Here is a 25,890-nt window from a genome sequence, read left to right as displayed (position 1 = left end):
TGTGCGATACCCGGATGAAGCCAGGGTAGTGGTGGGGTGCGACATTTCCCGAGCACAGGAAGCGGTGGACGGAAGTGACACGGCGCCCCCCCGGGATCGGGAGGGGCGCCGCCGGTCGGGTAACCGCTTATTCGTCGCCGCCGAAGCCCGAGGGGGCCATGTCGGTGAAGCGGGAGAAGTGTCCCTGGAAGGCGACCTCAATCGTCGCCGTCGGTCCGTTTCGGTGCTTGGCCACGATGAGATCCGCCTCGCCGGGGCGGGTGTCCTTGTCGTAGACCGAGTCTCGGTGCAGCAGGATGACCATGTCGGCGTCCTGCTCGATCGATCCCGACTCGCGGAGGTCGCTGACCTGCGGGCGCTTGTCGGTGCGCTGCTCGGGGCCACGGTTCAGCTGCGACAGCGCGATGACGGGTACCTGGAGCTCCTTGGCGAGGAGCTTGAGCGCGCGCGAGAACTCCGAGACCTCCTGCTGTCGTGACTCGACGCGCTTGCCGCTCGTCATCAGCTGCAGGTAGTCGATGATCACCATGCTCAGGCCCACCCGCTGCTTCAGCCGGCGGCACTTGGCGCGGATCTCGACGAGCGTCATGTTCGGGCTGTCGTCGATGTACAGCGGGGCGTCGTGGATGCGCCCCTGCGTCTGCGCGACCGTGGTCCAGTCGCGCGAGTCGAGCATGCCCTTGCGCAGGTTCTGCAGCGGGATCGCGCCCTCGGCGCTCAGCAGGCGCATCGCGATCTCGGCCTTGCCCATCTCGAGCGAGAAGAACACGGCCGGCTTCTGGTGCTTGATTGCCGCTGCACGGGCGAAATCGAGCGCCAGCGTCGAGTTGTGGGTGGGGATCATCGACTCGCCGGCGAGGTACAGGTGCTCGTCGTTGTCAACCTGCACGCACCGCACGGGCACGCTCTCGATCGGTCGCACAGCCGTCACGTACCGGCGGCCGATGCGCGTGGCGTTCGACGGGCGCTCCTGGGCGTGGAGCGCGCGCTTGCGCTCGAGCCAGAAGACGTCGTCGGTCGTCGAGAAGTTCAGGATGTACGCCGTCGATGATGCCTCGCTGCGACCGCGCACCCGCTTGGTGGTGCGGCCGCAGCGATACCCGAGCCCCACGATCAGCTCGTAGACCGAGTCGGCCAGCTTCTTGCTCGTCACCGCGAACTGGCAGGACCCGACGCCGCGGACGACCGAGCCGTCGGTGTCCATCAGTCCCGCGAGCAGCTCGCGGCGCTGCGCCTCCGATGCGCGAAGGTACGCGGAGGGAATGTGCTTGTCGCCGAGCACGCCGAGTCCCCGCAGCAGTGCGGTGAACGAGCCGTGATCGCGGTAGCACGCGGCGCACTGCCACGACTCCCCCGAGAACGGCTTCCCGCAATCCGGGCACGACATGCGCTCAGGGTGCGCGCCCTTGTTCTTCGGGCCGCACGTCCGACCGCACGTGCGCACGTGCGGGTGCCGGGCGATGAACTCCGCGCCGCACACCTCGCAGTCGCGCACCAGCGGCTCACGCTCAAGGAGCTTCAGCGCGTAGAGCATCTGCCCGCGCGCCTCGACGCGCACGCCCTGGCGCGCGATCAGCGCCGGGATCTCGGCCGTCTCGCTCGTCAGCCGGGCGCCGTCGCTGTGGCCGTCACCCAGCCACGCGCCGAGCGCGTAGGGTGCGATCGGCAGGTCGGCCTCGGGAGCCTGGAGCGGCTGCGCGTTGCGGATCGAGTGATTGGCGCGAGCCTCGGCGCCGACCGTCAGCGTCGCGAGCATCTGCTCGGTCGTCACGATCCCGGTACCGCCGGTGCCCCGACGACTCGCGCGCGTCTCGGTCACCCACTGGTGCTCGGCATCGGCGATGATCGTCGAGCCGTCCGAGAAGACGACCTCGTAGGTCGGACGACCGTACATCACCTCGGTCGCCGCCACGACGCGAGTGGGGCGCCCGGCCGCGTCGTAGAGCTCGTCGCCGACCTGCACCTCGCCCATGGTCGTCCATCCACTCGGCGTCGGCAGTGGGGTGTCCAGTGCGAGCGCCTTGCCCATGGCGGGACGGGCGGCGACGACGATCATCTGTCCGCCGTGCAGGCCGTTGGTGAGCGTGTCGAGCTCGGTGAACCCGGTCGGGATGCCGGTCATCTGGCCGTCGCGCCCGCGGGCGGCCTCGATCTCCTCGATCGCCGCGTCGACCGCGACGTTGAGCGGCACGTAGTCCTCGGTGGTCTCGGTGCCCGTGACGCTGTAGATCTCCGCCTGCGACGCGTTGACGAGGTCGGTCGCGTCACCCTGGCCCTGGTACCCCATCTGCACGATACGAGTGCCGGCCTCGACGAGGCGGCGCAGCAGCGCCTTGTCGGCGACGATCTCGGCGTAGTAGCCGGCGTTGGCCGCCGTCGGCACGATCGAGGTGAGGGTGTGCAGGTAGTCGGCACCGCCGGCTCGCTGCAGGTCACCCGTCTTGAGCAGCTCGTCGGTGACGGCGACCACGTCGGTGGGCTCGCCGTGCGAGTACAGCGAGAGGATCGCCTCGAAGATCAGCTCGTGCTTCGGGATGTAGAAGTCCGGCCCTCGCAGCGTCTCGATGACGTCGGCGACGGCGTCCTTCGACAGCAGCATCCCGCCCAGGGTGCTCTGCTCCGCCAGCAGGTCGTTCGGCGGCGTGCGCTCCTGATCCCGGGAGCTACCGAGTCGCTCCTCCGAGATGTCAGCGATCGACACGCGCGCACCACTTCCTCTGCTGGCTTGATCGTTCATCGGGATGGAACCACGGACCTCCGACATCGCGATGGACGTCGAGTCGGGCCTGCCGGTTCACGCTAGGAGTCGTTCACCCCGCCCGCAATTCACCCTGTGGATAACTCTGTGGACGATCCTGGGCAAAACGCCGTGCACGGTGTGGACGCCGCCTGTGGACAGATTTGGGCACGCCCGCATCATCGTGCGCAGAAACTGCGCGTAATCAGAGCTTTTCCGATTCCACAGTCTGTGGAGAGAACTGCACTTCAACCTGCACATGAAGGTCGTCGCTCGTCGCATCTTCATCCACATACAGCGCGAGACGGCGCGAACCCCGAGGGATCCGCGCCGTCTCGGCGTGCGTCTCGAGAATCACTTCTTGAGCGCGACCACCTGGATGTTGATCACGGCGGTCACGTCGTCGTGCAGACGGACGAGAGCCTCGTGCTCGCCGACCGACTTGATCGGCGACGGGATGGTGATCTTGCGCTTGTCGAGGTCGCCCAGGCCGGCCTCGGACACGGCGGCGGCGATGTCCGCCGGCTTGACCGAGCCGAACAGGCGCCCCTCGGCACCCGCCTTGACGGCGAGCTTGACCTTGCCCTCGGCCAGCTTGCCCTTGAGGGCCACGGCCTCCTCGTGGGTCGCGATCGCGCGGGCCTCGCGGGCGGCGCGGATCGACGCCACCTGCTTCTCGCCGCCGCGCGTCCACGCCACGGCGAATCCCTGCGGGATGAGGTAGTTGCGGGCGTACCCGTCCTTGACCTCGACCACGTCTCCGGCGCTGCCCAGGCCGTCGACCTCGTTCGTGAGAATCAGCTTCGACATGGGTGCTCCTTACCGGCCCGCGCCCGCGTAGGGCAGGAGAGCCATCTCGCGAGCGTTCTTGATCGCCTTGGCGATCAGACGCTGCTCCTGCACCGAGACGCCGGTGATGCGACGGGCGCGGATCTTGCCGCGCTCCGAGATGAACTTGCGAAGGGTGGCGACATCCTTGTAATCGATGACGCCGACCCGGATCGACTTCGCGGGAGCGGCGTTCTTCGCGCCCTTCCGCGGCTTGCGGCGGTCGCCGCTCGACTTTCCAGCCATGTTGGGTCCTTAGTGAGAAAGAGAGATCTGGATGGGGTTCCGGCTCAGAACGGGGTGTCGTCGCCGAAGGATCCCGGGGTGCTCCATGCGTCGGCTCCGGCCGATCCCGGAGTCGCCCACGGCTCCTCCGACACCTGCTGGCGGGGCTGCTGCTGCCCGCCGCCGAACTGCTGACCGCCGCCGGATCCACGTGCCACGCGGGTGACCTGCGCGGTCGCGAAGCGGAGCGAGGGGCCGATCTCGTCGACCTCCAGCTCGATCGCGGTGCGCTGGTTGCCCTCGCGGTCCTGGTAGGAGCGCTGGCTCAGGCGGCCCTGCGCGATGACGCGCATGCCCTTGGTCAGCGATCCGGCCACGTGCTCGGCGAAGTCACGCCACACGCTCGCACGGAGGAAGAGGGCTTCGCCGTCCTTCCACTCGCCCGAAGCGCGATCGAACGTGCGCGGCGTCGAGGCGATCGTGAAGTTCGCCACGGGGACGCCGTTGTTCGTGTAACGAAGCTCCGGGTCCGCCGTGAGGTTCCCCACCACGGTGATGACGGTTTCGCCGGCCATGGTGCTTAGGCCTTCGCCGCCGTCTTGCGAGCAGCCTTGGCCTCGGCGCGCTTGGCCTCGGACGCGATCATGGCGATCGCCTCTTCGGCACGCAGCACCTTGGTGCGCATGATCTGCTCGTTCAGCTTGAGCTGGCGGTCGAGCTCGACGGTGGCCTCGCTCGTGGCGGTGAAGTTGACGACGGCGTAGATGCCCTCGTTCTTCTTCTGGATCTCGTAGGCGAAGCGGCGCTTGCCCCAGACATCGACCTTGTCGATCGTGCCATCAGCATCCGTGATGACCTTCAGGAACTTGTCGAGAATCGTGGGGACCTGGCGCTCGTCGATCTCCGGCTGAAGGATCACCATGAGTTCGTACTGGTGCGTCATTGACCCACCTCCTTCGGACTAGATCGGCCGCCGAGCATCTCTCGACGGCAGGAGGGTGTGTTGCACATCGCGCGGCGTGAGGCCGCACAACCTTCGTAGTGTATCCGATCAGGGCTTTTCCCGCGAACCGTCCGCCTCGCGGCGCGAGCGCAGCAGCGGACCGAGCGCGAAGACCATCTGGTAGAGCGGGCGCGGGGTGTCGGGATCGGCGTCGCGGGCGTTGCGGAGCCGTTCCCCCCAGCGGGCGCCGAGCTCCTGCAGCTCGGCGGACAGCTCCTCCGCCTCCGCCTTGGTCAGCGGCGCCTGACTGATGCTGCCGATGCGAACCGTCTCGTCCGGCTCGCCGATGAAGGCCTCCGGCTCACCTCCCAGCACGGCGCGCAGCCAGCGCAGCACGGGTTCGGTCACGAGCCGCGCCTCCGGGGAGTCCTTGCTCAGCCGGTACCCGTCGGTCGAGAGCGGCTTCCACACGCGGTCGCGCCGGTCGCGCGCGAGCTCACCTCGTCGCCGCGGTCGGCGCCATCCTGATCCGCCGGCCGCTGAACGGCGACCTCGCCGAGGCGCGCAGCACGCACCCGCTCAAGGCGCTCGCCGAGGGCCTGCGCTACGTCGGCTCGCAGCCCCTGTTCGTGGTCATGATCGCGCTCGCGATCGTGCTGAACACCGCGAGCAACGGCTCGACGATCGCCGTGACGCTCGACCTGGCCGAGCGCGGCACCGATCCGTTCCTCATCGGCCTGCTCAGCACGATGATCGGCGCCTCGCTGCTGGCGGGATCGTTCCTCGCGCCGGTGCTCGTGAAGCGGGTGCGCACGGGCACGATCGTGCCCGCGTGCATGGCCGTGATGTCGCTGTCGTTCCTCGCCATGGCGATCTTCCCCACCTACGGCGCGATCCTCGCCTGCTACACCGTCGCCTACCTTCTCGCGCCGGCGCTGAACGCGTCGATCTTCTCGTACGCCGCCGTCATCACCCCCGAGCAGATGCAGGGCCGCTTCTCGTCGGTCGCCGCGCTCTCGGGCGCCGCCTCGTTCCCCCTCGCACCGCTGGTCGGCTCCGGCCTGCTCGCGGGCGTCGGCCTGGCCACCGCGCTCCTCGTGCTGGCGCTCACGCTCGTCGCCGTCGCGATCGCCCTGTCGCTCTTCCGCCCGCTCACCCGCATCGGCACCCCCGACACGTGGGCGGCCGACGCGGCCTGACCCGGCGGGCTCCGGCGTGATAGACAGCAGAGCATGGACGAGATCGCCCCCTCCCCGCAGCGCCACCACCGCCTGCCCGGGCTGTACAACTTCCGAGATGCCGGCGGGTACGACACCGCCGCGGGCACGGTGCGCTGGGGCAAGCTGTTCCGCTCGGACGCCCTGCACCGCATCGACGAGGTGACGCGGCAGCACCTGGTGGGGCTCGGCATCGCCCACGTCGTCGACCTCCGCAGCGCGATGGAGCTGGAGGCCGCACCCAGCGCCCTCGCCGAGCTGCCGATCACCGTGCATCATCTGCCCGTCTTCGCGGGGGCGGCGCCCGTCTCGGCCGCGGCCTCCGGCATCGCGCGGGTCTACGAGCACATCGTCGACGAGCGGGGCGAGGCGCTGGCGGCCGCGGTGCGCGTGATCGCGGGCACGGCACCGCACGAGGCGGTGCTCGTGCACTGCACGGCGGGGAAGGATCGCACGGGGCTCGTCATCGCGCTCGCGCTGTCGGCGGTGGGCGTGGCCCGCGAGGACGTGGTCGCCGACTACGCGCTGACCGAGGCCAACCTGCGCGGCGAGTGGGCCGACCAGATGCTCGCCGCCATCCGCGCCAGGGGCATCGATCCGACCCCCGAGATCGTGGGGCTCGTCACCGCGAGCCCCGCCGCCGTGCTCGAGGCGACGCTCGCGCGGATCGACGCCCGCCACGGTTCGATCACCGACTACCTGATCGCGCACGGGATGACCGCGGCCGAGATCGACCGCCTCGCCGACACCCTGATCGATCGCGCCTGAGTCAGCGCCGCAGCTCGAGACCCAGCCAGTCGGCGAGCGCCTCGAGCTCGGCGTCGACGGCGTCGGCGTCGGCCGGCGACAACGGCACGTCCTCGTGGATCGCGTTCACCGTGAGCACGCCCTTCTTGCGGTCGGCCTTCGCGTCGAGCTTGCCGATGAGGCGGTCGCCCAAGAGGATCGGCAGCGCGAAGTAGCCCCAGCGCCGCTGGGCGGCGGGCTTGTACATCTCGAGCACGTACTCGAAGCCGAACAGGTCGCGCGCCCGGTCGCGGGCGTAGACCATCCGGTCGAACGGCGACAGCAGCGCCGCCCGATCCCCCGCCCACTCGGCGCCGAGCACGTCCGGATGCACGCGCCACGTGCCCTCGACGCCCTCGACCACGGCCTCGAGCCCGATCGGGCCGAGCGGCGAGGGCTCCGCCGGGGAACGCAGCGGCTTCTCGCGGGCGATGCCGAGCGACAGCAGGCGGCGCTCGTCGCGGATCGCGCGGGCCTCGTCCGGCGACTGCACGTGCAGGTCGGCCGGGTACACGCGCTCGGCGAGATCCCACAGGCGCCGGCGGCCCTCCCGCCCGGCGACCGCGACCTCGCCGCGCAGGCACAGCACCTCGAGCATCCGCCCGGTGTTGCGCTCGTCGTCCCAGCCGGTGGAGGCGTACGGCACCTCGGGGTCGTTCGGCAGCGTGGCCGCGGTCTGCGCGCCGTCCGCCCGCAGCCGCGCCACGATCCGGTCGCGGAACGCCGCGTTCGCCTCGACCCAGGCGCTCGTCGCGGGATTCACCCACTCGTCCGCGACCGCGAGCACGACGCCCATGTCGGCCATCGGGCGCAGCAGCGTGACGTGCTCGGCCACCGTGCGCTCCACCTCGAGTGCGTGGGTGAGGTCGGCCGGCGCCAAGGCGTCGCCGAGGCGCGACCACAGCACGAGCTCCTGGCTGCGCGCGACCGCGGTGGTCGGATCGATCTGCACGCCCGCGAGCTGATCCATGACCTCGAGCAGCGACTGCGGCCGGTACGCGTCGAGGAACTGCGCGCGCACCGCGATGCGCCGCGCCTCCTGCCCGCTCAGCGTCAGCATGCCCCGATCGTGCCACCCCGGGCGCCGACGCAGAAGGCGCGGATCCGCCCGCGGCGCGCCGGCCGGCTGTCGTACGGTGGCAGGGTGAGCCAGCCGTCGCCCTCCGCCTATCGCTTCGACGCGCGGCCGCTCGTCGATCCCGTGGACCGCGCCGCCGTGAAGGCGTGGCGGGCGCAGCAGCGCGCGAACGGCGCCGGCACGGGCCAGGGCTGCCTCGTCGCCGGCATGATCGCGTTCGCGTCGGTCTTCCTCGTCGTCGGGCTGGCGATGCTGCCGCTGATCGGGGGCGCCTTCTCCGGGGACCGGCCGTCGCCGGCGTTCGTGCTCGTGCCGCTGCTGTTCCTCGCCGTGCCGATCATCATGATCGTCGCCGTCGTGCGCGGCGCGATCGGCTCCCCCGAGGCCGCATACCGGCTCGACCACTTCGCCCGCGCCAACGGAATGCGCTACCTGCCCCGAGCCGAGGATCCGCGCCTTCCCGGCATGATCTTCAACCGCGGCAACTCGCGCCAGGCCACCGGCCGGGTGCGCGGCGAGCACCCGCGCTTCGTCGAGTTCGGCAACTACCGCTACACGACCGGATCGGGCAAGAACCGCACCACGCACCGCTGGGGCTACGTGGCGATCCACCTCGACGCCCCGCTGCCGCACATCGTGCTCGACGCGCTCGGCAACAACAGCGTGTTCGGCTCCAACCTGCCCACGACCTTCGACCGCGATCAGCGCCTGAGCCTGGAGGGCGACTTCGACCGCCACTTCGCGCTGTACTGCCCGCAGGGCTACGAGCGCGACGCGCTGTACCTGTTCACGCCCGACATCATGGCGCGGTTCATCGACCACGCCGGGCAGCTCGACGTCGAGATCGTCGACGACTGGCTCTTCCTCTACACCCGACGGAACGTCTCGACGCTCGATCCGCGCACCTGGGCATGGCTGTTCTCGGTGGTCGCGGCCCTCATGGACAAGCTCGCTCAGTGGGGTCGGTGGCGGGACGAGCGGCTCACGGCGGGCGCCGCCCCGGCCGCCGTCGTCGCGCCCGGAGGGGCCCTGCCCTTCGGCGACGAGGCCGTCGTCGCGCCGCCGGCGCCGGCACCCGGCGTGGCCGAGCCCGGGCGACGCCTGAAGAAGGGATGGTCGTGGGCGAGTGTCGTGGTCGCGCTCCTCGCGATCGCGTGGTTCGCCCTCAACGTGATCGGCATCTTCGGCCGCTGAGCCGCGCAGCTTCGAGATCGCTGTGAAGTTGGCACTCTCACCCCGAGAGTGCTAATAATCGAAGTGAGTCGATCCGACTCGATTCTGTGAGGTGAACAGCGCCAGACAGAAGGAGGACGATCACCATGGCGATGTTCTTCGATCCGTTCCGCGAGCTGGACCGCGTCGCCCAGCAGATGCTCGACCGTCAGGGGCCGCGGCTGATGCCGATGGACCTGTACCGCGACGGCGATCACTACGTTCTCAGCGCCGACCTGCCGGGGATCGATCCCGGCAGCGTGGACATCGACGTCGACGGTCAGGTGCTCACGATCCGCGCCGAGCGGACCGTGCGCAGCGACGAGGGCGTCTCGTGGATCACCCGCGAGCGTGCCTCGGGCACCTTCCTGCGTCAGCTGAATCTCGGCCAGGGCATCGACACCGAGGCGATCTCGGCCCGGTACGAGAACGGCGTGCTCAGCGTGCTCATCCCGATCAGCGAGAAGGCCAAGCCCCGCAAGATCGAGATCCAGCACGGCGCCGACGCACCCGCGATCACCGTCTGACGCGGCACAGACGGGGCGGCTCCGATGGAGCCGCCCCGTCTGCATGCGCACGCGATTCGCGGGCATCTGGTCGCCGTCGCTCCCCGGACTGCGCGAGCCCCCGGCCCCCACCTGGCTCAAGCGCCCCCGCCTGACAGCCCGCGGGGCGCCGCCGCCTGAGGCCGGTCAGCGCGCGGAGCGGGGCGCGAGCGTCGAGAGCAGCGCGAGCTTCTCGTGACTCTCGGTGCCCGGCACCGCCGTGTAGACGAGCAGCGACTGCGACGTGGCGGGGTCGATCAGGTTCTGACAGGTCACGTCGAGCAGGCCGACCTCGGGGTGAAGGAAGCGCTTCGTCTCCGCCGGGCGCAAGCCCACCTCCTGCAGCTGCCACACCTCACGGAACTCCTCGCTCCGGGCCAGCAGCAGGTCGGCAAGTGCCGCCGCACGGGACCTGGGACCCCGGCGCCCCCGCACTTCGCGCAGTCCCGATGCCCACAGCCGCGAGAGGAAACCGTGGTCCTCGCGGGGGTAGAGCTCACGCATGTCGGGATCGGTGAACCATCGGAAGCCGATGCTCCGTTCCGGCCCCTCGAAGCGCGTCAGGTCGCCCGTCAGCGCGATCCCCAGGGGCGTCTGGCGCAGGGTCTCCCCCAGCTCCGTCACGATCTCGGCCGGGGTGTCCTCGAGCCGGTCCAGCACCCGCAACAGGCCGGGTCCGATGTGCTCGCTGCCGCCACCGCGCGGCGGCAGCGGATGCCCGGCCAGGCGGAACACGTGGTCGCGCTCATCCACCGTCAGGTGCAGGCCCTGCGCGATCGCCGCGAGCATCTGCTCCGACGGCAGCGGTCCGTCACCGCGCTCGAGGCGGGCATAGTAGTCGGCCGACATGTGGCACAGCGCGGCAACCTCCTCGCGGCGCAGGCCCTCCGTGCGGCGACGTCGGCCCCGGGGAAGACCCACGTCCTCCGGCTGCAGCGCCGCACGGCGCCGCCGGAGGAAGTCGCCCAGCCCCGCCCTGTCGATCACCACGCCTCGATCCTGGCACCCGCGGGTCCGGCCAGCCACGACATGCCAGGTCCTGGATCCGCCGTTCGGCATCGCGCCACAGTGGGAGCCGACCAAAGGAGACCCATGCCTCGCACGCCCATCGACCTCCCTCTCCCGTCCCTCGCCGGCCGACGCGCCGTCGTGACCGGCGGCAGCGACGGCATCGGACTGCGCATCGCCACTCGACTGGCCCGTGCCGGCGCCGATCTCGTGCTTCCGGTGCGCAATCCCGCCAAGGGAGCGGCCGCGGCCGAGAGCATCCGGGCGGCGACGCCCGGCGCCGTCATCGAGCTGCCGCCACTCGACCTCTCGTCGCTCGCGTCCGTCGCCGATCTCGGCGACGCGCTCGTCCGCGACGGACGGCCGATCCACCTGCTCATCGCCAACGCGGGGGTCATGACCCCGCCGACGCGCCAGACCACATCCGACGGCTTCGAGCTCCAGCTCGGCACCAACCACCTCGGGCACGCCGCCCTCGTCGCCCATCTGATGCCGCTGTTGCGCGCCGGCAGAGCGCGGTGACATCGCAGGTGAGCGTGGCCGCCGCACGCGGCGGGATCGACTGGGGCGACCCGAACGGGGAGCGGTCATACGACGGCATGCGCGCCTACCGCCAGTCGAAGATCGCCGTCGGGCTGTTCGGGCTCGAGCTGCAGCGCCGCAGCGCCGCGCGCGGATGGGGGATCACGAGCACCCTGTCGCACCCCGGGGTGGCGCCGACCAGCCTGCTGGCCGCGCGTCCCGAGATCGGCCGCTCCGGGGACACCCTCGGTGTGCGGGTGATCCGCTGGGGGTCGGCTCGGGGCCTGTTCTTCGGAACCCCGGAAAGCGCTGCGTTGCCCGCGCTGTACGCGGCGGCGTCACCGGACGCGGAGCCCGGGCGACTGTACGGCCCGAAGGGACCGGGCCACCTCGGCGGCGCACCCGCCGAGCAGTCGCTGTACCGTGCCTTGCGGTCCGCCGACGACGCCGCGCGTCTGTGGCAGCTCACCGAGGAGCTCACGGGCGTCACGTTCCCCGGGTGAGCTCACACCATGCCGAGCGCGCGGGCCTCGTCCTCGGTGAGCAGCCGCGAGCGGATGAGAAAGCGCATTCCGGTCGGCGCCTCGACGCTGAATCCCGCGCCGCGGCCGGGGACGACGTCGATCGTGAGATGGGTGTGCTTCCAGTACTCGAACTGCGGCGCCGACATGTAGACCTCGATCGGATCGTCGAGACCCGCGTCGATCGTGCCGAGGAGGACGTCCCCGGGGCCGGTGCGGAACATCCCGACCGGGTAGCACATCGGCGAGGATCCGTCGCAACAGCCACCCGACTGGTGGAACATCAGCGGGCCGTGCTGCGCCGTCAGGGTGCGGAGCAGGGCGGCGGCCTCACCCGAGACCGCCACCCGGCTCACATCGTGCTCCATCAGAAGAATCCCTGCGCACCCTCGGCATAGGAGACGAGGAGGTTCTTCGTCTGCTGGTAGTGCTCGAGCATCTTCAGGTGGTTCTCGCGACCGATGCCCGACTGCTTGTACCCGCCGAACGCCGCGTGCGCGGGGTACTGGTGATAGGTGTTCGTCCACACCCGGCCCGCCTCGATCGCACGGCCGGCGCGGTAGCAGATGTCCGCGCTGCGGCTCCAGACGCCGGCCCCCAGCCCGTAGAGCGTGTCGTTTGCGATCGAGATCGCGTCGTCATAGGTGTCGAACGACGTCACCGAGACCACCGGCCCGAAGATCTCCTCCTGGAAGATGCGCATCGAGTTGGAACCCTCGAACACGGTCGGTGCGATGTAGTACCCGCCGCTCAGCTCGCCGCCGAGGTCGACCGGCTCGCCGCCCGCCAGCACCTTGGCCCCCTCCTGACGGCCGATGTCGAGATAGGAGGTGATCTTCTCGAACTGGTCGTTGGACGCCTGTGCGCCGATCATCGTCTCCGGGTCGAGCGGGTTGCCCTGCTTGATCGCCTTCACGCGCTCGAGCGCGTCGCCAAGGAAGGAGTCGTAGATGGACCGCTGGATCAGCGAGCGCGACGGGCAGGTGCACACCTCTCCCTGATTGAGGGCGAACATCGTGAAGCCCTCCTTCGCCTTGTCGTAGAACGCGTCGTCCCGATCGGCGATGTCCTCGAAGAAGATGTTGGGGCTCTTGCCGCCCAGCTCGAGCGTGACGGGGATGAGGTTCTGCGACGCGTACTGCATGATGAGGCGGCCCGTGGTCGTCTCCCCCGTGAAGGCGATCTTGCGGATCTTCGGGTGCGAGGCGAGCGGAGCGCCGGCCTCGATTCCGAACCCGTTGACGATGTTGACCACGCCGGCGGGGATCAGGTCGCCCACGATCTCCATGAGCAGCAGGATCGACGCCGGGGTCTGCTCGGCCGGCTTGAGCACGACGCAGTTGCCCGCGGCGAGCGCCGGGGCGAGCTTCCACACCGCCATGAGGATCGGGAAGTTCCACGGGATGATCTGGCCGACCACGCCGAGGGGCTCGTGGAAGTGGTACGCCACGGTGTCCTCGTCGAGCTGGCTGAGCGAGCCCTCCTGCGCCCGGAGCACCCCCGCGAAGTAGCGGAAGTGATCGATCGCGAGCGGGATGTCGGCGGCGAGCGTCTCGCGCACCGGCTTGCCGTTCTCCCACGTCTCGGCGACGGCCAGGCGCTCGAGGTTCTGCTCCATGCGGTCGGCGATCCGGTTGAGCATGAGGGCGCGCGCCGCCGGTGTGCTCTTCTTCCACGTGGCGAACGCCTTCCACGCGGCGTCGACGGCGCGGTCGACGTCCTCGGCCGTGCCGCGTCCCACCTCGCAGAACGGCTTGCCGGTGACGGGCGTGATGTTCTCGAAGTACTGGCCCTTCGCGGGTTCCACCCACTCGCCGCCGATGTAGTGCCCGTAGCGCGAGCGATACTCGGCCACCGAGCCCTTGGTGCCCGGCGCCGCGTAGACGCTCGAGACGCCCTCTTCCACAATGGTCATCGCTGGTCTCCCTTGACTGTCGATGGGCGCGGCCGCTCGCCGCGCTTTCCTCGGACGCTACGCCGCGGCACGTTGCATCGGGTTGCGGGGGCGGGCTTTCTCCCCCGCGGCGACCCGCAGCGAGCTCAGCCGGCGAGTTCCAGTTGCGCGACGATCGCCGCACGTCGCGGGGATCGGGGCGGGAGCATCCCGAGGCACAGCCGCAGCGCCTCGACGTCGTCGCGTCCGGCGTCCGTATCGATGTAGGCCAGCAGCGCGTCCAGGCCGGCGTCGTCGAGCATCGCCTCGCGCAGTGCGCCGCGGACGGTCTCGCGAAGCTCCTCGATCCCGGGAGCCTCCGAAGACGGCAGCACGTCACCCCGCCAGGCTGCGAGGGCGACCCGGTGGGCGCCCCGGCCCAGCAGGGACAGCACGTGCTGCGCGTCGGTCTCGAGCGAGCCGCCCAGGCGATACGGCCGCGATTCGAGGGGGAGGTCGTGCCGCGCGAGCACCTTGCGCAGCCGCACGATCTCGGGGCGCAGGGTGCCGACCGCACTCGGGTCGCCGTAGACGAGCTCGGCCAGTCGCTCGGCCCCGAGCCCCTGGCGGTGGGTGGCGAGCATCAGCAGGATCTCACCGTGGCGCTCGCTGAGCTCGCTGGGTGAGCCGGCGCCCTCGAGCAGGGCGCGGTCCCGGCCAAGGACCGCAAGCGTCGGGCGCGCCGGGCGTGAGGCGCCGCGGCGGGGACCGGAGCTGATGATACGGCGCGGTGCCTCCGCCCGCGCGCGCATGCGAGCGACGAGGAGCTCGGCCTCCACCGCCCGCACCGTGGCGTCGACGAGCAGCTGCGCCTGCGGATGCGCGGCGCTGTCGCGACCGGTGACGTCGATCACGCCGAGCAGCGCTCGGGTCTCGGGGTCGTGAACGGGCGCCGCGGTGCACGACCACGGCTGCACCAGCCGGTTGAAGTGCTCCGCTCCCCGCACCTGCACGGAGGCGCCGAGCGCGAGCGCGGTTCCGGGCGCCGCCGTCCCGACGCGGTCCTCCGACCAGTTGGCGCCCTCGACGAATCCCATCTCGCCGGTGAGCGCGCGGATGCGCCGATCGCCCTCGACCCACAGCAGCCGCCCCGCCGCGTCCCCGACGGCGACGACGACCCCGGCCTCGGCATGCTCGCCGGGCAGCAGCAGTCCGCGGATCATCGACATCGCGCCCGCGAGCGGGTGTGCGCGCCGGTACTCCTCGAGCTCATCGTCGTGCAGGTCCAGCGGTGGCAGGTCCTCCGGGCCGACGAGGTTCTGCAGCGACCGCCGCCACGACTGCCGCACGAGCGGCCGGACATGAGCGAGCCGTGGATCGTCGGCGTTGCCGGCGATGAGCTCCTCGTGGGCGCGCTCGACGAGCAGACGCGCACTCGCGTCGGCGGCGGACGCCCACGGTGAGTCCATGGCAGCTCCGATCGTCGTCGAGGGAGCGTCTGGGTGCCCTCAGTGTAGGCCGGAGCGCCCGAGTTGTCAGCCGTCGACCCGGGACCGGAACGTCGATCGGGACGAGGTCGTCGGATGTCGGCGGCCCGGCGTAGCGTGCAGGAATGGAGACAAGCCCCGCACGCCCGTTCCGGATCGACGTGCCCGACGCGGTCCTCGACGACCTCCGGGCGCGGCTCGCGGCCACGCGGTTCCTGCCCGACTCGCCGAGACGGCCGGCGTCCGGCATGACGTCGGACTACCTCCGGGAGCTCGTCGACTCCTGGGCCGCGTGGGGCTGGCGCGAGCGCGAGGACTGGCTGAACGACCACCCGCAGTTCGTGGCGACCGTCGGCGATGCGGACGTCCACTTCGTTCACCTCCGCAGCCGCACGCCCGGAGCCCCTGCGCTGCTCGTGATGCACGGCTGGCCCCACACCTTCGCGCTGCAGCTCGACTTCGCCGATCTCCTGCCCGACCTCGACGTCGTGGTGCCGAGCCTGCCGGGCTTCGCGTTCTCGTCGCCCTACCGGGACGGCCCGGTGACCGACGACCGCCTCGCCGCCACGATGCACACGCTCATGACCGAGGTGCTCGGGTACGACTCCTACCTCACCTATGGCGAGGACGTGTCGGCCAACGTCAACGACCTGATCGCCTCCCGCCACCCCGACCGGGTCGCCGGGGTGATCGCCACGCACGCGCATTTCCCCGACGACGCCGAGCGTGCGCAGCTGACGGCACCCGACGAGCGGGCCTTCCTCGATCGCCTCGCCGCCGACCTCGGACCCGAGTCCGGCTATGCGCACATCCAGGGCACACGCCCCGACACGCTCGCCGCGGGCCTCAACGACTCCCCCGCGGGCCTGCTCGCCTGGCTCACCGAGAAGCTCGTCGAGTGGAGCGACGTCCCCGCGGGCGGCCGCCCCGGTCAGAAGCCGGACGATCCGCGAGAGGTCGAGCGGCTCCTGTCTCGCGATCGGATCCTCACCGAGGCCACCATCTACTGGGTCACGCAGACGATCGGCACGTCGTTCCGCCCCTACGTCGAGGGCGGGCCCGCCCCGACGCCACCCGCCACGGTGCCGGCCGCGGTGTTCATCCAGCGGCACGAGGCCGACTATCCGGAGTCGTTCGCGCGCCGCTTCTACCGCGATCTGCGCGTGTTCGAACGTCTCGAGGACGGCGGCCACTTCGCCGTCGCGGAGGCGCCGCAGGCCATGGCCGATCGCGTGCGCCGCTTCGCACGCGATCTGGGGCTGCTTGCCTAGGCGGCGCCGACGATCTGCTCGCGCGCCTTCACCCCGTGCAGCAGCACCTCGTTGACGGGCGTGGGGATGCCGAGCTCGCGCCCGAGGCCGACGACCACGCCGCTGAGGATGTCGATCTCGGTGCGGCGTCCCGCGCGGATGTCCTGGAGCATCGACGTCTCGCCGTGCGGCGCGAGGGTGGCCACGACCCGCAGCCACTCGTCGAGGTCGCCATCGCCGAGGTCGACGCCCTTCGCCGCCGCGATCCGGATCAGCTCGCGCTGGGCGGCGAGCATGACCTCGCGCGCGTGCGATCCCTCGCGGTTGAAGGCGCCGTACTCGGCATCGAGCAGGGCGGAGGCCGGGTTGATGCCGACGTTGCCCATGAACTTCCACCACAGCGAGCGGCGCATGTCCGCCGGCACCTCGTGCGGCACGTCCGCCTGCGTCAGCAGCGCGTCGAGCGCGGCGACGACGTCGTCCGCCGGGGCGTTCGTCTCGCGCCCGAACGCGATCCGCCCGAAGTTCTCGTAGGTGATGTCGTTGCCGCGGCGCACGACGTCGCTGCCGGCGGTCATCGACAGCAGCACGTCGGCCTGCGGGAAGGCCGACGCCAGCGCGTCCTCGCTGTGGATGCCGTTGATGAGGCTGAGGATCACCGTGCCGGCCGCCACCACGGGCCGGGCGAGCGCGATGGCGGGCTCCAGGCCGTTCGCCTTCGTCGCGATGAGGAGCAGGTCGGCGGGCGCCGCGGGCGACCCGGGCCGCACCACCGGGAACCGCACGTCGCGGCCGTTGATCACGATGCCGTCTCGCTCGAGGCGATCCGCTCGCTCGCCGTCGGCGACGACGAAGACGTCCGCCTCGGGAAGCCCGCGCGCGATCCGGTCCAGGTAGATCCCGCCGAGCGCTCCGAGCCCGATCATCCCGATCCGCATGCGCATCCCTTCCGTCGCCCCGCCGATCCTATGCCGGGCGCGCCCTCCGCTCGTATGACGAATAAGCACCCATCCAGCCTCCGGACCAGTGCTTATTCGTCATATGGGGCGGGATCAGGGCCGCGGCCGCCGAGGAGCTGGAGTGCGGCCGCCTCGGCGGCCGCCACGACCTCGTCGACGGAGCCCGCGGCCGAGACCACGGCGCCGCGCTCGTCGCTTTCCAGCGGCTCGAGCGTCGCCAGCTGGGTGTCCAGCAGCGACGGCGGCATGAAGTGGCCGGTGCGCTCGGCCAGGCGGTCCGCGACGCGATCGGCGTCGGCCGACAGCTGCACGAACGCGATGCCGCCCGCCGTCTCGACCAGCGCCTCGCGGTAGCGGCGGCGCAGCGCCGAGCAGGCGACGACGGGCAGCCCGCCGCCGGCCACCACCTCCGTGACCCGATCGCCCACCCGGCGCAGCCAGGGCATCCGCTCCTCGTCTGTCAGCGGCTCGCCCGCAGCCATGCGCTTCCGCGCCTCGGGGGCGTGCAGATCGTCCGCCTCGACGAACACCCCGCCGAGGCGCGCGGCGAGCGCGCGGGCAACGGTCGTCTTGCCGACGCCCGACACCCCCATCACCACGATCGCGGTCGCATGCTCGCTCACCCCTCCTGGATACCGCATCCGCACGCGGAGCGGACGGCCCTTGACGCCCGGCTCGCCGAACTAGAATCGAGGGTGATCCCGCCATCCGCGAGTCTGGAGCCCCTCCGCGTGAGCACCGAACACGTCGTCGACACCGTGGCCAACGCCGCAGCCACCCCGGAGAAGGAGCAGCCGTTCGAGGCTCTCGGACTCAAGCCGGACGAGTACGCGCGGATCCGCGAGATCCTGGGCCGGCGCCCCACGAGCGGTGAGCTGGCGATGTACTCCGTGATGTGGTCGGAGCACTGCTCGTACAAGTCGAGCAAGAAGTACCTGCGCCAGTTCGGGCAGAAGGTCTCGGACGAGATGAACGAGAAGCTCATGGTCGGCATGGGCCAGAACGCCGGCGTCGTCGACGTGGGCGAGGGCTGGGCCGTGACCTTCAAGGTCGAGAGCCACAACCACCCCAGCTACATCGAGCCGTTCCAGGGCGCCGCGACCGGCGTGGGCGGCATCGTGCGCGACATCATCTCGATGGGCGCGCGCCCCGTGGCCGTCATGGACCAGCTGCGCTTCGGCGCGATCGACCACCCCGACACCGCGCGCGTGGTGCACGGCGTGGTCTCGGGCATCTCGAGCTACGGCAACTGCCTGGGCCTGCCCAACATCGGCGGCGAGACCGTGTTCGACGCGGTCTACCAGGCCAACCCGCTCGTCAACGCCCTCGCGGTCGGCGTGATGCGCCACGAGGACATCCGCCTCGCCAACGCCACCGGCGCCGGCAACAAGGTGGTGCTGTTCGGCGCCCGCACGGGCGGCGACGGGATCGGCGGCGCGTCGATCCTCGCCTCCGACTCGTTCAGCGACGGCGGCCCCACCAAGCGCCCCGCGGTGCAGGTGGGCGACCCGTTCGCCGAGAAGGTGCTCATCGAGTGCTGCCTGGAGCTGTACCGCAACGACCTCGTCGAGGCGATCCAGGACCTCGGCGCCGCGGGCATCTCGTGCGCCACGAGCGAGCTGGCCGCCAACGGCGGATCGGGCATGAACGTCGAGCTCACCAACGTGCTGCTGCGCGATCCCTCGCTCACCGCCGAGGAGATCCTCATGAGCGAGTCGCAGGAGCGCATGATGGCGATCGTCGCTCCCGAGAAGCTCGACGCCTTCCTCGCGGTCGTGGACAAGTGGGACGTCGAGACGAGCGTGCTCGGCGAGGTCACGGGCGACGGCCGCCTCGTCATCACGTGGAACGGCGAGACGATCGTCGACGTCGACCCCTCGACCGTCGCCGTCGACGGCCCCGTCTACGACCGCCCCGTCGCGTACCCGACGTGGATCGACGCCCTGCGCGACGACAGCGCCTCGGCGCTGCCCCGCCCGACCGATCCGGCCGCGCTCAAGGAGCAGTTCGCCCAGCTCGTCTCGTCGCCGAACCTGGCCGACACGAGCTGGATCACCAACCAGTACGACTACTACGTGCTCGGCAACACGGCCCTGTCGTTCCCCGACGACGCCGGCATGATCCGCGTCGACGAGGAGTCGGGCCTGGGCTTCGCGATCGCGACCGATGCGAACGGCCGCTACTGCCAGCTCGACCCGTACCAGGGCGCGCAGCTGGCCCTGGCCGAGGCGTACCGCAACGTCGCCGTCACCGGCGCGAAGCCCGCCGCCGTGACGGACTGCCTCAACTTCGGCTCCCCCGAGAAGCCCGAGGTCATGTGGCAGTTCTCGCAGGCCGTCGAGGGCCTGTCGGACGCGTGCCTCGAGCTGGGCGTGCCCGTGACGGGCGGCAACGTGTCGTTCTACAACCAGACGGGCGACACCCCGATCCACCCGACCCCGGTCGTCGGCGTGCTCGGCGTGATCGACGACGTCTCGCGCCGCGTGCCGAGCGGCTGGCAGGACCCGGGGCAGAACATCTACCTGCTGGGCGTGACCGCCACCGAGCTGAGCGGATCGGCGTGGGCCGACGTCGTCCACGGCCACCTCGGCGGCCGCCCGCCGGCCGTCGACCTGGCCGCCGAGAAGCGCCTGGCCGGGCTGCTGAGCGCCGCCAACGACGAGTGGCTCATCTCGAGCGCGCACGACCTCTCGGAGGGCGGGCTCGCGCAGGCCCTCGCCGAGTGCGTGATGCGCTTCGGCGTGGGCGCCCGCGTGTGGCTGACGGAGCTCATGGAGCGCGACGGCGTCGACGCCGCCGCCGCGCTGTTCTCCGAGTCCACCGGCCGCGTGCTCGTCTCGGTGCCGCGCGAGGACGACGTGAAGTTCCGCGGGCTGTGCGCCGGCCGTGACTACCCGGTGCTGCGGATCGGCGTGACCGACACCGTGCCGGATCTCGAGATCCAGGACCACTTCACCCTCTCGGTCGCCGAGCTGCGCGCGCTGTCGACCTCGACGCTGCCCCGCTACTTCGGCGAGACGGTCGCGGAGCCCGTGTGACCCTCATCAACCACTCCGAGCTCGAGCCGGACGACGACGAGCCGTCGGTCTCGCTCGACCGCCGCAACCGGCGCGTGCGCACGGTCGCCTGGGTCGTGATCGTCGCCCTGCTCGTGACCGGCGGCGGCGCCTCGGCCTTCGCCCTGCTGTTCGGCTGAGCTCGGTCGACGGCGGAGACCGCGAGCCCGCGCTCGATCCGCGAGCCCGCGCCCGATCCGGCGCGGGCTCGGCGGACGAGCACGGGTTCGCGGAACGAGGTCCCCCGGCCCGGTGGCCCTAGAGTGGCGGCGTGGGATTCTGGGAGTTCGTCGCGGGGTACTGGTGGCTGGTCTTCCCCGTCGGGGGAGCGGCCGTCGGCGTGCTCGGATCGGCGACCGGCTGGTTCGACAAGCAGGCGGAGCGGGATCACCGCCGCAAGCTCGAGCTGATCGAGGCGAAGGCGCGCGCGAAGGCGATCGAGAAGGGCACGGCGCTGCCGGCGATCCCGGCGGGCCAGGAGCACGACGTCGAGGCCGTCGAGCGCGCGGACGCCGAGGGCCGCGCCGCGCGCCTCGAGCGCCTCATGAGCACCCACGACGAGGTGACGAAGCGCTGGCTGGACTACGAGCTCGACGTGGCCAAGCTCATCGCCTTCCCCACCATGAGCGACGGCCGCGAGCAGCTGACCGCCGCCTTCCTGCGCGCCAAGAAGGTCGCCGACGGGCTCCGGCCGACCACCGCCGACGCGCGTGTCGACGCCGAGACGTTCGCGGCGTACCGCGACGCCGTGCACGACTTCGAAGTGGCCTTCGACATCGCCGAGCAGCACGCCCGCCGCGTGCGCGACACGGGCTTCACCGATGCCGAGCGGCGGCGCCTCGATCGCGCCCGTCAGTTGCTGCAGACGGCGGTCGACCGATCCGCCACCGCCGCCGAGCGCCAGGTGGCATACAAGCGCGTGCGCGAGGAGCTCGACGGGCTCATTGCCGTCTCCGACGACGCGATCGAGGTGCTGGAGCGGAAGGTCGCGCCCGAGATCGAGGGCTGACCGCGCGGGCGGGCCACCGCGCCTCGATAGGATCGCGTCGTGACTCCCACCGTCGTGACACCCACCCCCATCCCGCTCGGTGCGGGCGTCGTCAAGCGCGCCACGCGCATGCCCGACGGTCGCGAGCTCATCTACTTCGACGACGCCGGCACGACGCTGCCCGCCGAGCGTCGCGTCGACGAGCGCACGCTCGATCCGCGCCCCGCCACGGCGACGATGCGGCGCGACGTGCTCACGGGCGACTGGATCTCGGTGGCCGCGGCGCGCCAGAACCGCGCGCACCTGCCGCCCGCCGACCTCGATCCGCTCGCCCCGCAGACCCCGACGAACCCGTCGGAGGTGCCCGACGTGTACGACGTCGTCGTGTTCGAGAACCGCTCGCCCTCGTTCGGTCCCGCCCTCGCGGAGGCCGTGGGCGAGGCCCCGGCCGGCGAGAACCCGCCGGGCGATCTGGACGCCCCCGGTCTCGGCCGCACGTTCACCTCGGTCGGCCGCTGCGAGGTCGTGTGCTTCAGCCCCGAGCGCGAGGGATCGTTCGGCACCCAGCCCGTCACGCGCGCCCGCACCGTGATCGAGGCGTGGGCCGATCGCACCGAGGCGCTCTCGGCGCTGCCGGGCGTGCAGCAGGTGTTCCCCTTCGAGAACCGCGGCGAGGCGATCGGCGTCACCCTGCATCACCCGCACGGCCAGATCTACGCCTACCCGTACATCACGCCGCGCACGCAGCTGCTGCTGCAGTCGATCGAGCGGGAGGGCCGCGACCTGTTCGCGCGCATCCTGGACTTCGAGCAGGCGGGCCCGCGCGTCGTGCTCGAGGCCGAGCACTGGCTCGCGTACGTGCCCTTCGCGGCGCGCTGGCCCGTCGAGGTGCACCTTGCTCCGCGTCGCCACGCCGCCGACTTCGCCGAGCTCACGGGCGCCGAGCGCGACGAGCTCGCCCGCGTGTACCTGCGCCTGCTGCGCGGCGTGGACCGCCTGTACAGCACCCCGCCGACGGCCGCGTTCGCGCGTGGGACCCCCTACATCGCCGCCTGGCACCAGGCGCCCGTGCACGTCGCGCGCGACAGCGCTCGCCTGCACCTGCAGCTGACGTCGCCGCGCCGCGCCGCCGACAAGCTCAAGTACCTGGCCGGATCGGAGGCCGCCATGGGCGCCTGGATCGGCGACATCCCGCCGGAGCAGTCCGCCGAGCGCCTGCGCGCCGCCGTGGCCGAGGTGGGGGAGATCGCGTGACGGCGCTCGACGACGCCCGCGCCCTCCTCGCCAAGCTGAGCGACGCGCCCCCGGCCGGGGTGTGGTCCTCCGCCGGCCGCGTGAACCTGATCGGCGAGCACACCGACTACAACGAGGGCTTCGTGCTGCCGTTCGCGATCGACCGGCGCACGTACGCCGCCGTCGCGCCGCGCGCCGACGGGAACATCCGGGTCGCCTCCACGTTCGACTCGGATCCGGTCGAGCTGCCGCTCGCCGAGCTCGCCGCCACGTTCGCGGGCGAGGCGGGCGCCGCCGTGCGTCGCGGCGACGTTCCCGAGTGGGCCGCATACCCGCTCGGGGTGGCGTGGGCCGCGCTGGACGCGTCGGGGCGCGCCCCGCACACCGTCACCGGCCTCGACATCGCCTTCGCCTCGGACGTGCCCGTGGGCGCGGGGCTGTCGTCGTCGGCCGCGATCGAGGGCGCCGCGGCGTTCGCGCTGGACGAGCTGTGGCAGCTGGGCCTCGAGGGCATCCAGCTCGCGCAGGTCGGGCGGACGGCCGAGAACGAGGCCGTCGGAGCCCCCACCGGGATCATGGACCAGGTCTCGTCGATGCTCGGTCGCCCCGACGCCGCGACGTTCCTCGACTGCCGCTCGCTCGAGTTCGAGCCCGTCGACCTGGGCTTCGCCCGCGAGGGCCTCGTGCTGCTGGTGATCGACACGCAGGTGACGCACGCGCACTCCACCGGCGGCTACCGCGACCGGCGCGACGCCTGCGAGCGCGGCGCGCGCCTGCTCGGCGTGCCGGCACTGCGCGACGTGGCGGTCGCCGAGCTCGACCGCGCCCGCGAGGTGCTCGACGACGTCACCTACCGCCGCGTGCGCCACATCGTGACCGAGAACCAGCGCGTGCTCGACACCGTGCGCACGCTGCGCGAGCACGGGCCGCGCGCGATCGGCGAGCTGCTGCTGGCCTCGCACGCCTCGATGCGCGACGACTTCGAGATCTCGGTCGCCGAGCTCGACACCGCCGTCGACACCGCGGTCGCCGCCGGGGCGATCGGCGCACGCATGACGGGCGGCGGCTTCGGCGGCGCGGCGATCGCGCTCGTCGAGTCCGGATCGGAGGAGCGCGTCACGCGCGCCGTGACCGACGCGTTCGCGGCGGCCGGGTTCGCGGCGCCGCGCATCTTCCCCGTCACCGCCTCCGCCGGCGCCGGCCGCGACGCCTGAGCGCGCCGCCGGAGGAGCGGTTCCCGCGCAGCGCGGTGTCGGCTCCGCCGTGACTCCACGCGGCCGACCGCACGCCGACATGGTGCGATCGCGGCGGGGTCAGATCACGCCGAGCGCGAGCATCGCGTCGGCCACCTTCGTGAACCCCGCGATGTTGGCTCCCACCACGTAGTCACCGGGTGCGCCGTACTCGTCGGCGGTCTCGAGGCAGCAGTCGTGGATCAACCGCATGGTCTCCTGCAGGCGCCCTTCGGTGTGCTCGAACGTCCACGCGTCACGCGAGGCGTTCTGCTGCATCTCCAAGGCGCTCGTCGCCACACCACCGGCGTTGGCGGCCTTGCCTGGGGCGAACGTCACTCCCGCCTCGCGCAGCACGCGAATGGCCTGGGGGGTCGTGGGCATGTTGGCACCCTCGGCGACCACTTTCACCCCGCCGCGGACGAGCGCCGCCGCGCCGCTCTGGTCCAGCTCGTTCTGCGTGGCTGACGGGATCGCCACGTCGGCGGGGACATCCCAGATCGAGCCGTTCGCCACGAAGACCGCGCCCGAACGCGCATCCGTGTACTCGCCGATGCGCGCGCGACGGACGTGCTTGACCTCCCGCAACACGTCCAGGTCGATCCCTGCCTCGTCGACGACGTAGCCGCTCGAGTCGGAGCACGCCACGACGGTGCCGCCGAGCTGGTGCACCTTCTCGATCGCGTAGGTCGCGACGTTGCCCGCGCCGGAGACGATCACGCGCTTCCCCTCGAACGAATCCCCCGCCGCGCGCAGGATCTCCTCGGCGAAGAAGACCGTGCCGTAGCCCGTCGACTCGGTGCGCACGAGGGAGCCGCCCCACGTGATCCCCTTGCCCGTGAGCACGCCCGACTCGTAGCGATTGGTGATCCGCTTGTACTGACCGAAGAGGTAGCCGATCTCGCGACCGCCGACACCGATGTCGCCCGCCGGGACATCGGTGTGCTCACCGATGTGGCGGTACAACTCGGTCATGAAGGACTGACAGAAGCGCATCACCTCGTCGTCGGACTTCCCCTTGGGGTCGAAGTCACTACCGCCCTTGCCGCCCCCGATCGGCATGCCGGTGAGCGAGTTCTTGAAGATCTGCTCGAAGCCGAGGAACTTCACGATGCCGAGGTTGACGGACGGGTGGAACCGCAGGCCGCCCTTATAGAGGCCAAGGGCCGAGTTGAACTCGACGCGGAACCCGCGGTTGACCTGGGTGCGACGGGCGTCGTCCACCCACGGCACCCGGAAGATGATCTGCCGCTCCGGCTCGCACAGTCGCCGGATCACCTCGGCATCGGCGTATTTCGGGTGCCTTTCGACCACGGGCCCGAGACTCTCGAGCACCTCCTGGGCCGCCTGGCGGAACTCGGGTTCGCCTGGATTGCGCCGAACGATCTCGTCGAAGATCGGCACGAGGTGAGGGTGCAGCTGCGGCATGGGGCTCTCCATCAGCATCGGGTGCCACGTGCCGCGGATGAATCGCGGCGGGGAACGGCGCGACCTCGACGGTGGCGCACCCGAAGAGCGTATCGTCCGCGCGCTGCCCTCGCGCCCACCGTCCTCGCCGCCGCGGCCACCCGAGCCATCGTCGCCGGCCGCTTGTCGGGCGACCTCTCGGCGCCCGCGCCGGCCGGGACGGCGTCCGACATCGGACTCGGCCTAGACTTCACGGGTGATCCCGATGCCCTCGCCGCAGTCCGTCGCGCGGTTCTGGCGTGAGGCGCGCAGCGCGGTCCCCGAACTGCCCGCGGAGCCGCCGAACGCCGATCGGGTGTGGGGGTTCGGCGCCACGCCCGAGCACGCCGACGGGCTGCTCGCGCTCGTGCTCGCGGGCCTGAAGACCGGCACATCCGGTTCGCTGTGGGACTACGACGCGGCGGGCGAGGACGTGACGCGTGTCAGCGAGCTCGACGTGATCCTCGACGGTTCCGGCGTGCCGCGCGCCGTCATCCAGACCGTCAGCGTCGAGACGGTGCCGTTCGACGAGGTCACGGCCGAGCACGCCCGCGCCGAGGGCGAGGACGACCGCAGCCTGGCCTCGTGGCGGGCCATCCACCGGCGCTTCTTCACCGAGAACGCCCGACACGACCGCGGCTTCGACGAGCGGATGCCCGTCGTGTGCGAACGGTTCCGCCTCGTCTATCCCGCGTAGGGCCGGCCAGCGCGGCTCGGCGGTCCTCCCACGCCCCAGGCCTGTGT

25 protein-coding genes and 1 pseudogene are annotated in these 25,890 nt (G+C 71.4%); 12 read left to right on the top strand and 14 right to left on the bottom strand.

All coding sequences use genetic code 11. From position 1 onward, the window contains the following. Positions 1–127: 127 nt before the first annotated feature. From dnaB to ACWDR7_RS00960, 6 genes are all read right to left on the bottom strand, one after another. Positions 128–2,737 carry a replicative DNA helicase gene (gene dnaB, locus ACWDR7_RS00985; protein ID WP_449853070.1) on the bottom strand — a complete coding sequence of 870 codons (2,610 nt, stop codon included), beginning with the start codon at positions 2,735–2,737 and terminating at the stop codon, positions 128–130. Between the two features lie 354 nt (positions 2,738–3,091). Then, positions 3,092–3,547: a 50S ribosomal protein L9 gene (rplI, locus tag ACWDR7_RS00980; RefSeq protein ID WP_449853069.1), complete on the bottom strand. Its 456-nt coding sequence runs from the start codon at positions 3,545–3,547 to the stop codon at positions 3,092–3,094. 9 nt (positions 3,548–3,556) lie between these two features. After that, entirely contained in the window at positions 3,557–3,811 is a 255-nt protein-coding gene (gene rpsR, locus ACWDR7_RS00975) for a 30S ribosomal protein S18 (RefSeq protein WP_040168021.1), read from the bottom strand. A gap of 44 nt (positions 3,812–3,855) precedes the next feature. Continuing rightward, a complete protein-coding gene (locus ACWDR7_RS00970) occupies positions 3,856–4,365 on the bottom strand; it encodes a single-stranded DNA-binding protein (RefSeq protein ID WP_449853068.1) in 510 nt (169 codons plus the stop codon). A 5-nt stretch (positions 4,366–4,370) separates the two neighbouring features. Next, the gene (rpsF, locus tag ACWDR7_RS00965) at positions 4,371–4,733 is read right to left on the bottom strand and encodes a 30S ribosomal protein S6 (protein ID WP_449853067.1); all 363 of its coding nucleotides are present in this window, start codon (positions 4,731–4,733) and stop codon (positions 4,371–4,373) included. Positions 4,734–4,841: 108 nt separating this feature from the next. Beyond that, entirely contained in the window at positions 4,842–5,141 is a 300-nt protein-coding gene (locus tag ACWDR7_RS00960; RefSeq protein WP_449853066.1) for a hypothetical protein, read from the bottom strand. 227 nt (positions 5,142–5,368) lie between these two features. Here ACWDR7_RS00960 and ACWDR7_RS00955 point away from each other — a divergent pair, with 227 nt between their 5' ends. Together ACWDR7_RS00955 and ACWDR7_RS00950 are read left to right on the top strand one after the other, a co-directional pair. Next, on the top strand, positions 5,369–5,932 hold the full coding sequence (locus ACWDR7_RS00955; RefSeq protein ID WP_449853129.1) for an MFS transporter: 564 nt from the start codon (positions 5,369–5,371) through the stop codon (positions 5,930–5,932). Between the two features lie 33 nt (positions 5,933–5,965). Then, positions 5,966–6,718: a tyrosine-protein phosphatase gene (locus ACWDR7_RS00950; protein ID WP_449853065.1), complete on the top strand. Its 753-nt coding sequence runs from the start codon at positions 5,966–5,968 to the stop codon at positions 6,716–6,718. Between the two features lies 1 nt (position 6,719). On the opposite strand, the gene ACWDR7_RS00945 is transcribed toward ACWDR7_RS00950, so the two are convergent. Beyond that, positions 6,720–7,796: a DNA glycosylase AlkZ-like family protein gene (locus tag ACWDR7_RS00945; RefSeq protein ID WP_449853064.1), complete on the bottom strand. Its 1,077-nt coding sequence runs from the start codon at positions 7,794–7,796 to the stop codon at positions 6,720–6,722. 84 nt (positions 7,797–7,880) lie between these two features. Between ACWDR7_RS00945 and ACWDR7_RS00940 the strand changes: the two genes are divergently transcribed. Next, positions 7,881–9,008, top strand: coding sequence for a hypothetical protein (locus tag ACWDR7_RS00940; RefSeq protein WP_449853063.1), 1,128 nt, complete (start codon positions 7,881–7,883; stop codon positions 9,006–9,008). 125 nt (positions 9,009–9,133) lie between these two features. After that, the gene (locus ACWDR7_RS00935) at positions 9,134–9,553 is read left to right on the top strand and encodes an Hsp20/alpha crystallin family protein (protein ID WP_449853062.1); all 420 of its coding nucleotides are present in this window, start codon (positions 9,134–9,136) and stop codon (positions 9,551–9,553) included. A gap of 165 nt (positions 9,554–9,718) precedes the next feature. Here the strand turns inward: ACWDR7_RS00935 and ACWDR7_RS00930 are convergent, their stop codons facing one another. After that, a complete protein-coding gene (locus tag ACWDR7_RS00930) occupies positions 9,719–10,558 on the bottom strand; it encodes a helix-turn-helix transcriptional regulator (RefSeq protein ID WP_449853128.1) in 840 nt (279 codons plus the stop codon). Between the two features lie 105 nt (positions 10,559–10,663). Between ACWDR7_RS00930 and ACWDR7_RS00925 the strand changes: the two are divergent. Then, positions 10,664–11,604 (top strand): annotated as a pseudogene (locus tag ACWDR7_RS00925) (SDR family oxidoreductase). 2 nt (positions 11,605–11,606) lie between these two features. Here ACWDR7_RS00925 and ACWDR7_RS00920 read toward each other — a convergent pair. The 3 genes from ACWDR7_RS00920 to ACWDR7_RS00910 all read right to left on the bottom strand — a co-directional run bounded on the left by ACWDR7_RS00920 (position 11,607) and on the right by ACWDR7_RS00910 (position 14,964). Further along, entirely contained in the window at positions 11,607–11,990 is a 384-nt protein-coding gene (locus ACWDR7_RS00920) for a DUF779 domain-containing protein (RefSeq protein WP_449853061.1), read from the bottom strand. Then, complete coding sequence (gene exaC, locus ACWDR7_RS00915; protein ID WP_449853060.1) at positions 11,990–13,537, bottom strand: acetaldehyde dehydrogenase ExaC; 1,548 nt, start codon at positions 13,535–13,537, stop codon at positions 11,990–11,992. The genes ACWDR7_RS00920 and exaC overlap by 1 nt, the downstream gene beginning before the upstream one ends. A gap of 125 nt (positions 13,538–13,662) precedes the next feature. Continuing rightward, positions 13,663–14,964: a GAF domain-containing protein gene (locus tag ACWDR7_RS00910; protein ID WP_449853059.1), complete on the bottom strand. Its 1,302-nt coding sequence runs from the start codon at positions 14,962–14,964 to the stop codon at positions 13,663–13,665. 143 nt (positions 14,965–15,107) lie between these two features. Between ACWDR7_RS00910 and ACWDR7_RS00905 the strand changes: the two genes are divergently transcribed. Then, positions 15,108–16,253: an epoxide hydrolase family protein gene (locus ACWDR7_RS00905; protein ID WP_449853058.1), complete on the top strand. Its 1,146-nt coding sequence runs from the start codon at positions 15,108–15,110 to the stop codon at positions 16,251–16,253. On the opposite strand, the gene ACWDR7_RS00900 is transcribed toward ACWDR7_RS00905, so the two are convergent. Then, positions 16,250–17,170 (bottom strand): ketopantoate reductase family protein, encoded by a 921-nt coding sequence (locus ACWDR7_RS00900; protein WP_449853057.1) that lies wholly within the window; start codon positions 17,168–17,170, stop codon positions 16,250–16,252. The two genes, ACWDR7_RS00905 and ACWDR7_RS00900, sit on opposite strands and share 4 nt — an antisense overlap. A gap of 92 nt (positions 17,171–17,262) precedes the next feature. Further along, positions 17,263–17,814: a gluconokinase gene (locus ACWDR7_RS00895; protein WP_449853056.1), complete on the bottom strand. Its 552-nt coding sequence runs from the start codon at positions 17,812–17,814 to the stop codon at positions 17,263–17,265. A gap of 108 nt (positions 17,815–17,922) precedes the next feature. Here ACWDR7_RS00895 and purL point away from each other — a divergent pair, with 108 nt between their 5' ends. From purL to galK, 5 genes are all read left to right on the top strand, one after another. Continuing rightward, positions 17,923–20,229, top strand: a complete 2,307-nt coding sequence (gene purL / locus ACWDR7_RS00890) for a phosphoribosylformylglycinamidine synthase subunit PurL (protein WP_449853055.1) — start codon at positions 17,923–17,925, stop codon at positions 20,227–20,229. Then, a complete protein-coding gene (locus ACWDR7_RS00885) occupies positions 20,226–20,387 on the top strand; it encodes a hypothetical protein (RefSeq protein WP_158231537.1) in 162 nt (53 codons plus the stop codon). Before purL ends, ACWDR7_RS00885 begins: the two co-directional genes overlap by 4 nt. A 131-nt stretch (positions 20,388–20,518) precedes the next feature. Further along, positions 20,519–21,256, top strand: a complete 738-nt coding sequence (locus ACWDR7_RS00880) for a hypothetical protein (RefSeq protein ID WP_449853054.1) — start codon at positions 20,519–20,521, stop codon at positions 21,254–21,256. Between the two features lie 108 nt (positions 21,257–21,364). After that, positions 21,365–22,489: a galactose-1-phosphate uridylyltransferase gene (galT, locus tag ACWDR7_RS00875; RefSeq protein WP_449853127.1), complete on the top strand. Its 1,125-nt coding sequence runs from the start codon at positions 21,365–21,367 to the stop codon at positions 22,487–22,489. Beyond that, a complete protein-coding gene (gene galK / locus ACWDR7_RS00870; RefSeq protein ID WP_449853053.1) occupies positions 22,486–23,682 on the top strand; it encodes a galactokinase in 1,197 nt (398 codons plus the stop codon). Before galT ends, galK begins: the two co-directional genes overlap by 4 nt. Before the next feature lie 99 nt (positions 23,683–23,781). On the opposite strand, the gene gdhA is transcribed toward galK, so the two are convergent. Beyond that, entirely contained in the window at positions 23,782–25,140 is a 1,359-nt protein-coding gene (gene gdhA / locus ACWDR7_RS00865) for an NADP-specific glutamate dehydrogenase (protein WP_449853052.1), read from the bottom strand. 232 nt (positions 25,141–25,372) lie between these two features. Between gdhA and ACWDR7_RS00860 the strand changes: the two genes are divergently transcribed. Next, on the top strand, positions 25,373–25,843 hold the full coding sequence (locus tag ACWDR7_RS00860; protein WP_449853126.1) for an ASCH domain-containing protein: 471 nt from the start codon (positions 25,373–25,375) through the stop codon (positions 25,841–25,843). The last annotated feature ends 47 nt before the right edge of the window (positions 25,844–25,890 follow it).

Source organism: Microbacterium sp. NPDC003461 (genome assembly GCF_053588335.1).
The sequence above is the reverse complement of the archived record's forward strand: the minus strand, read 5'-3'. Positions and strand labels throughout refer to the sequence as shown.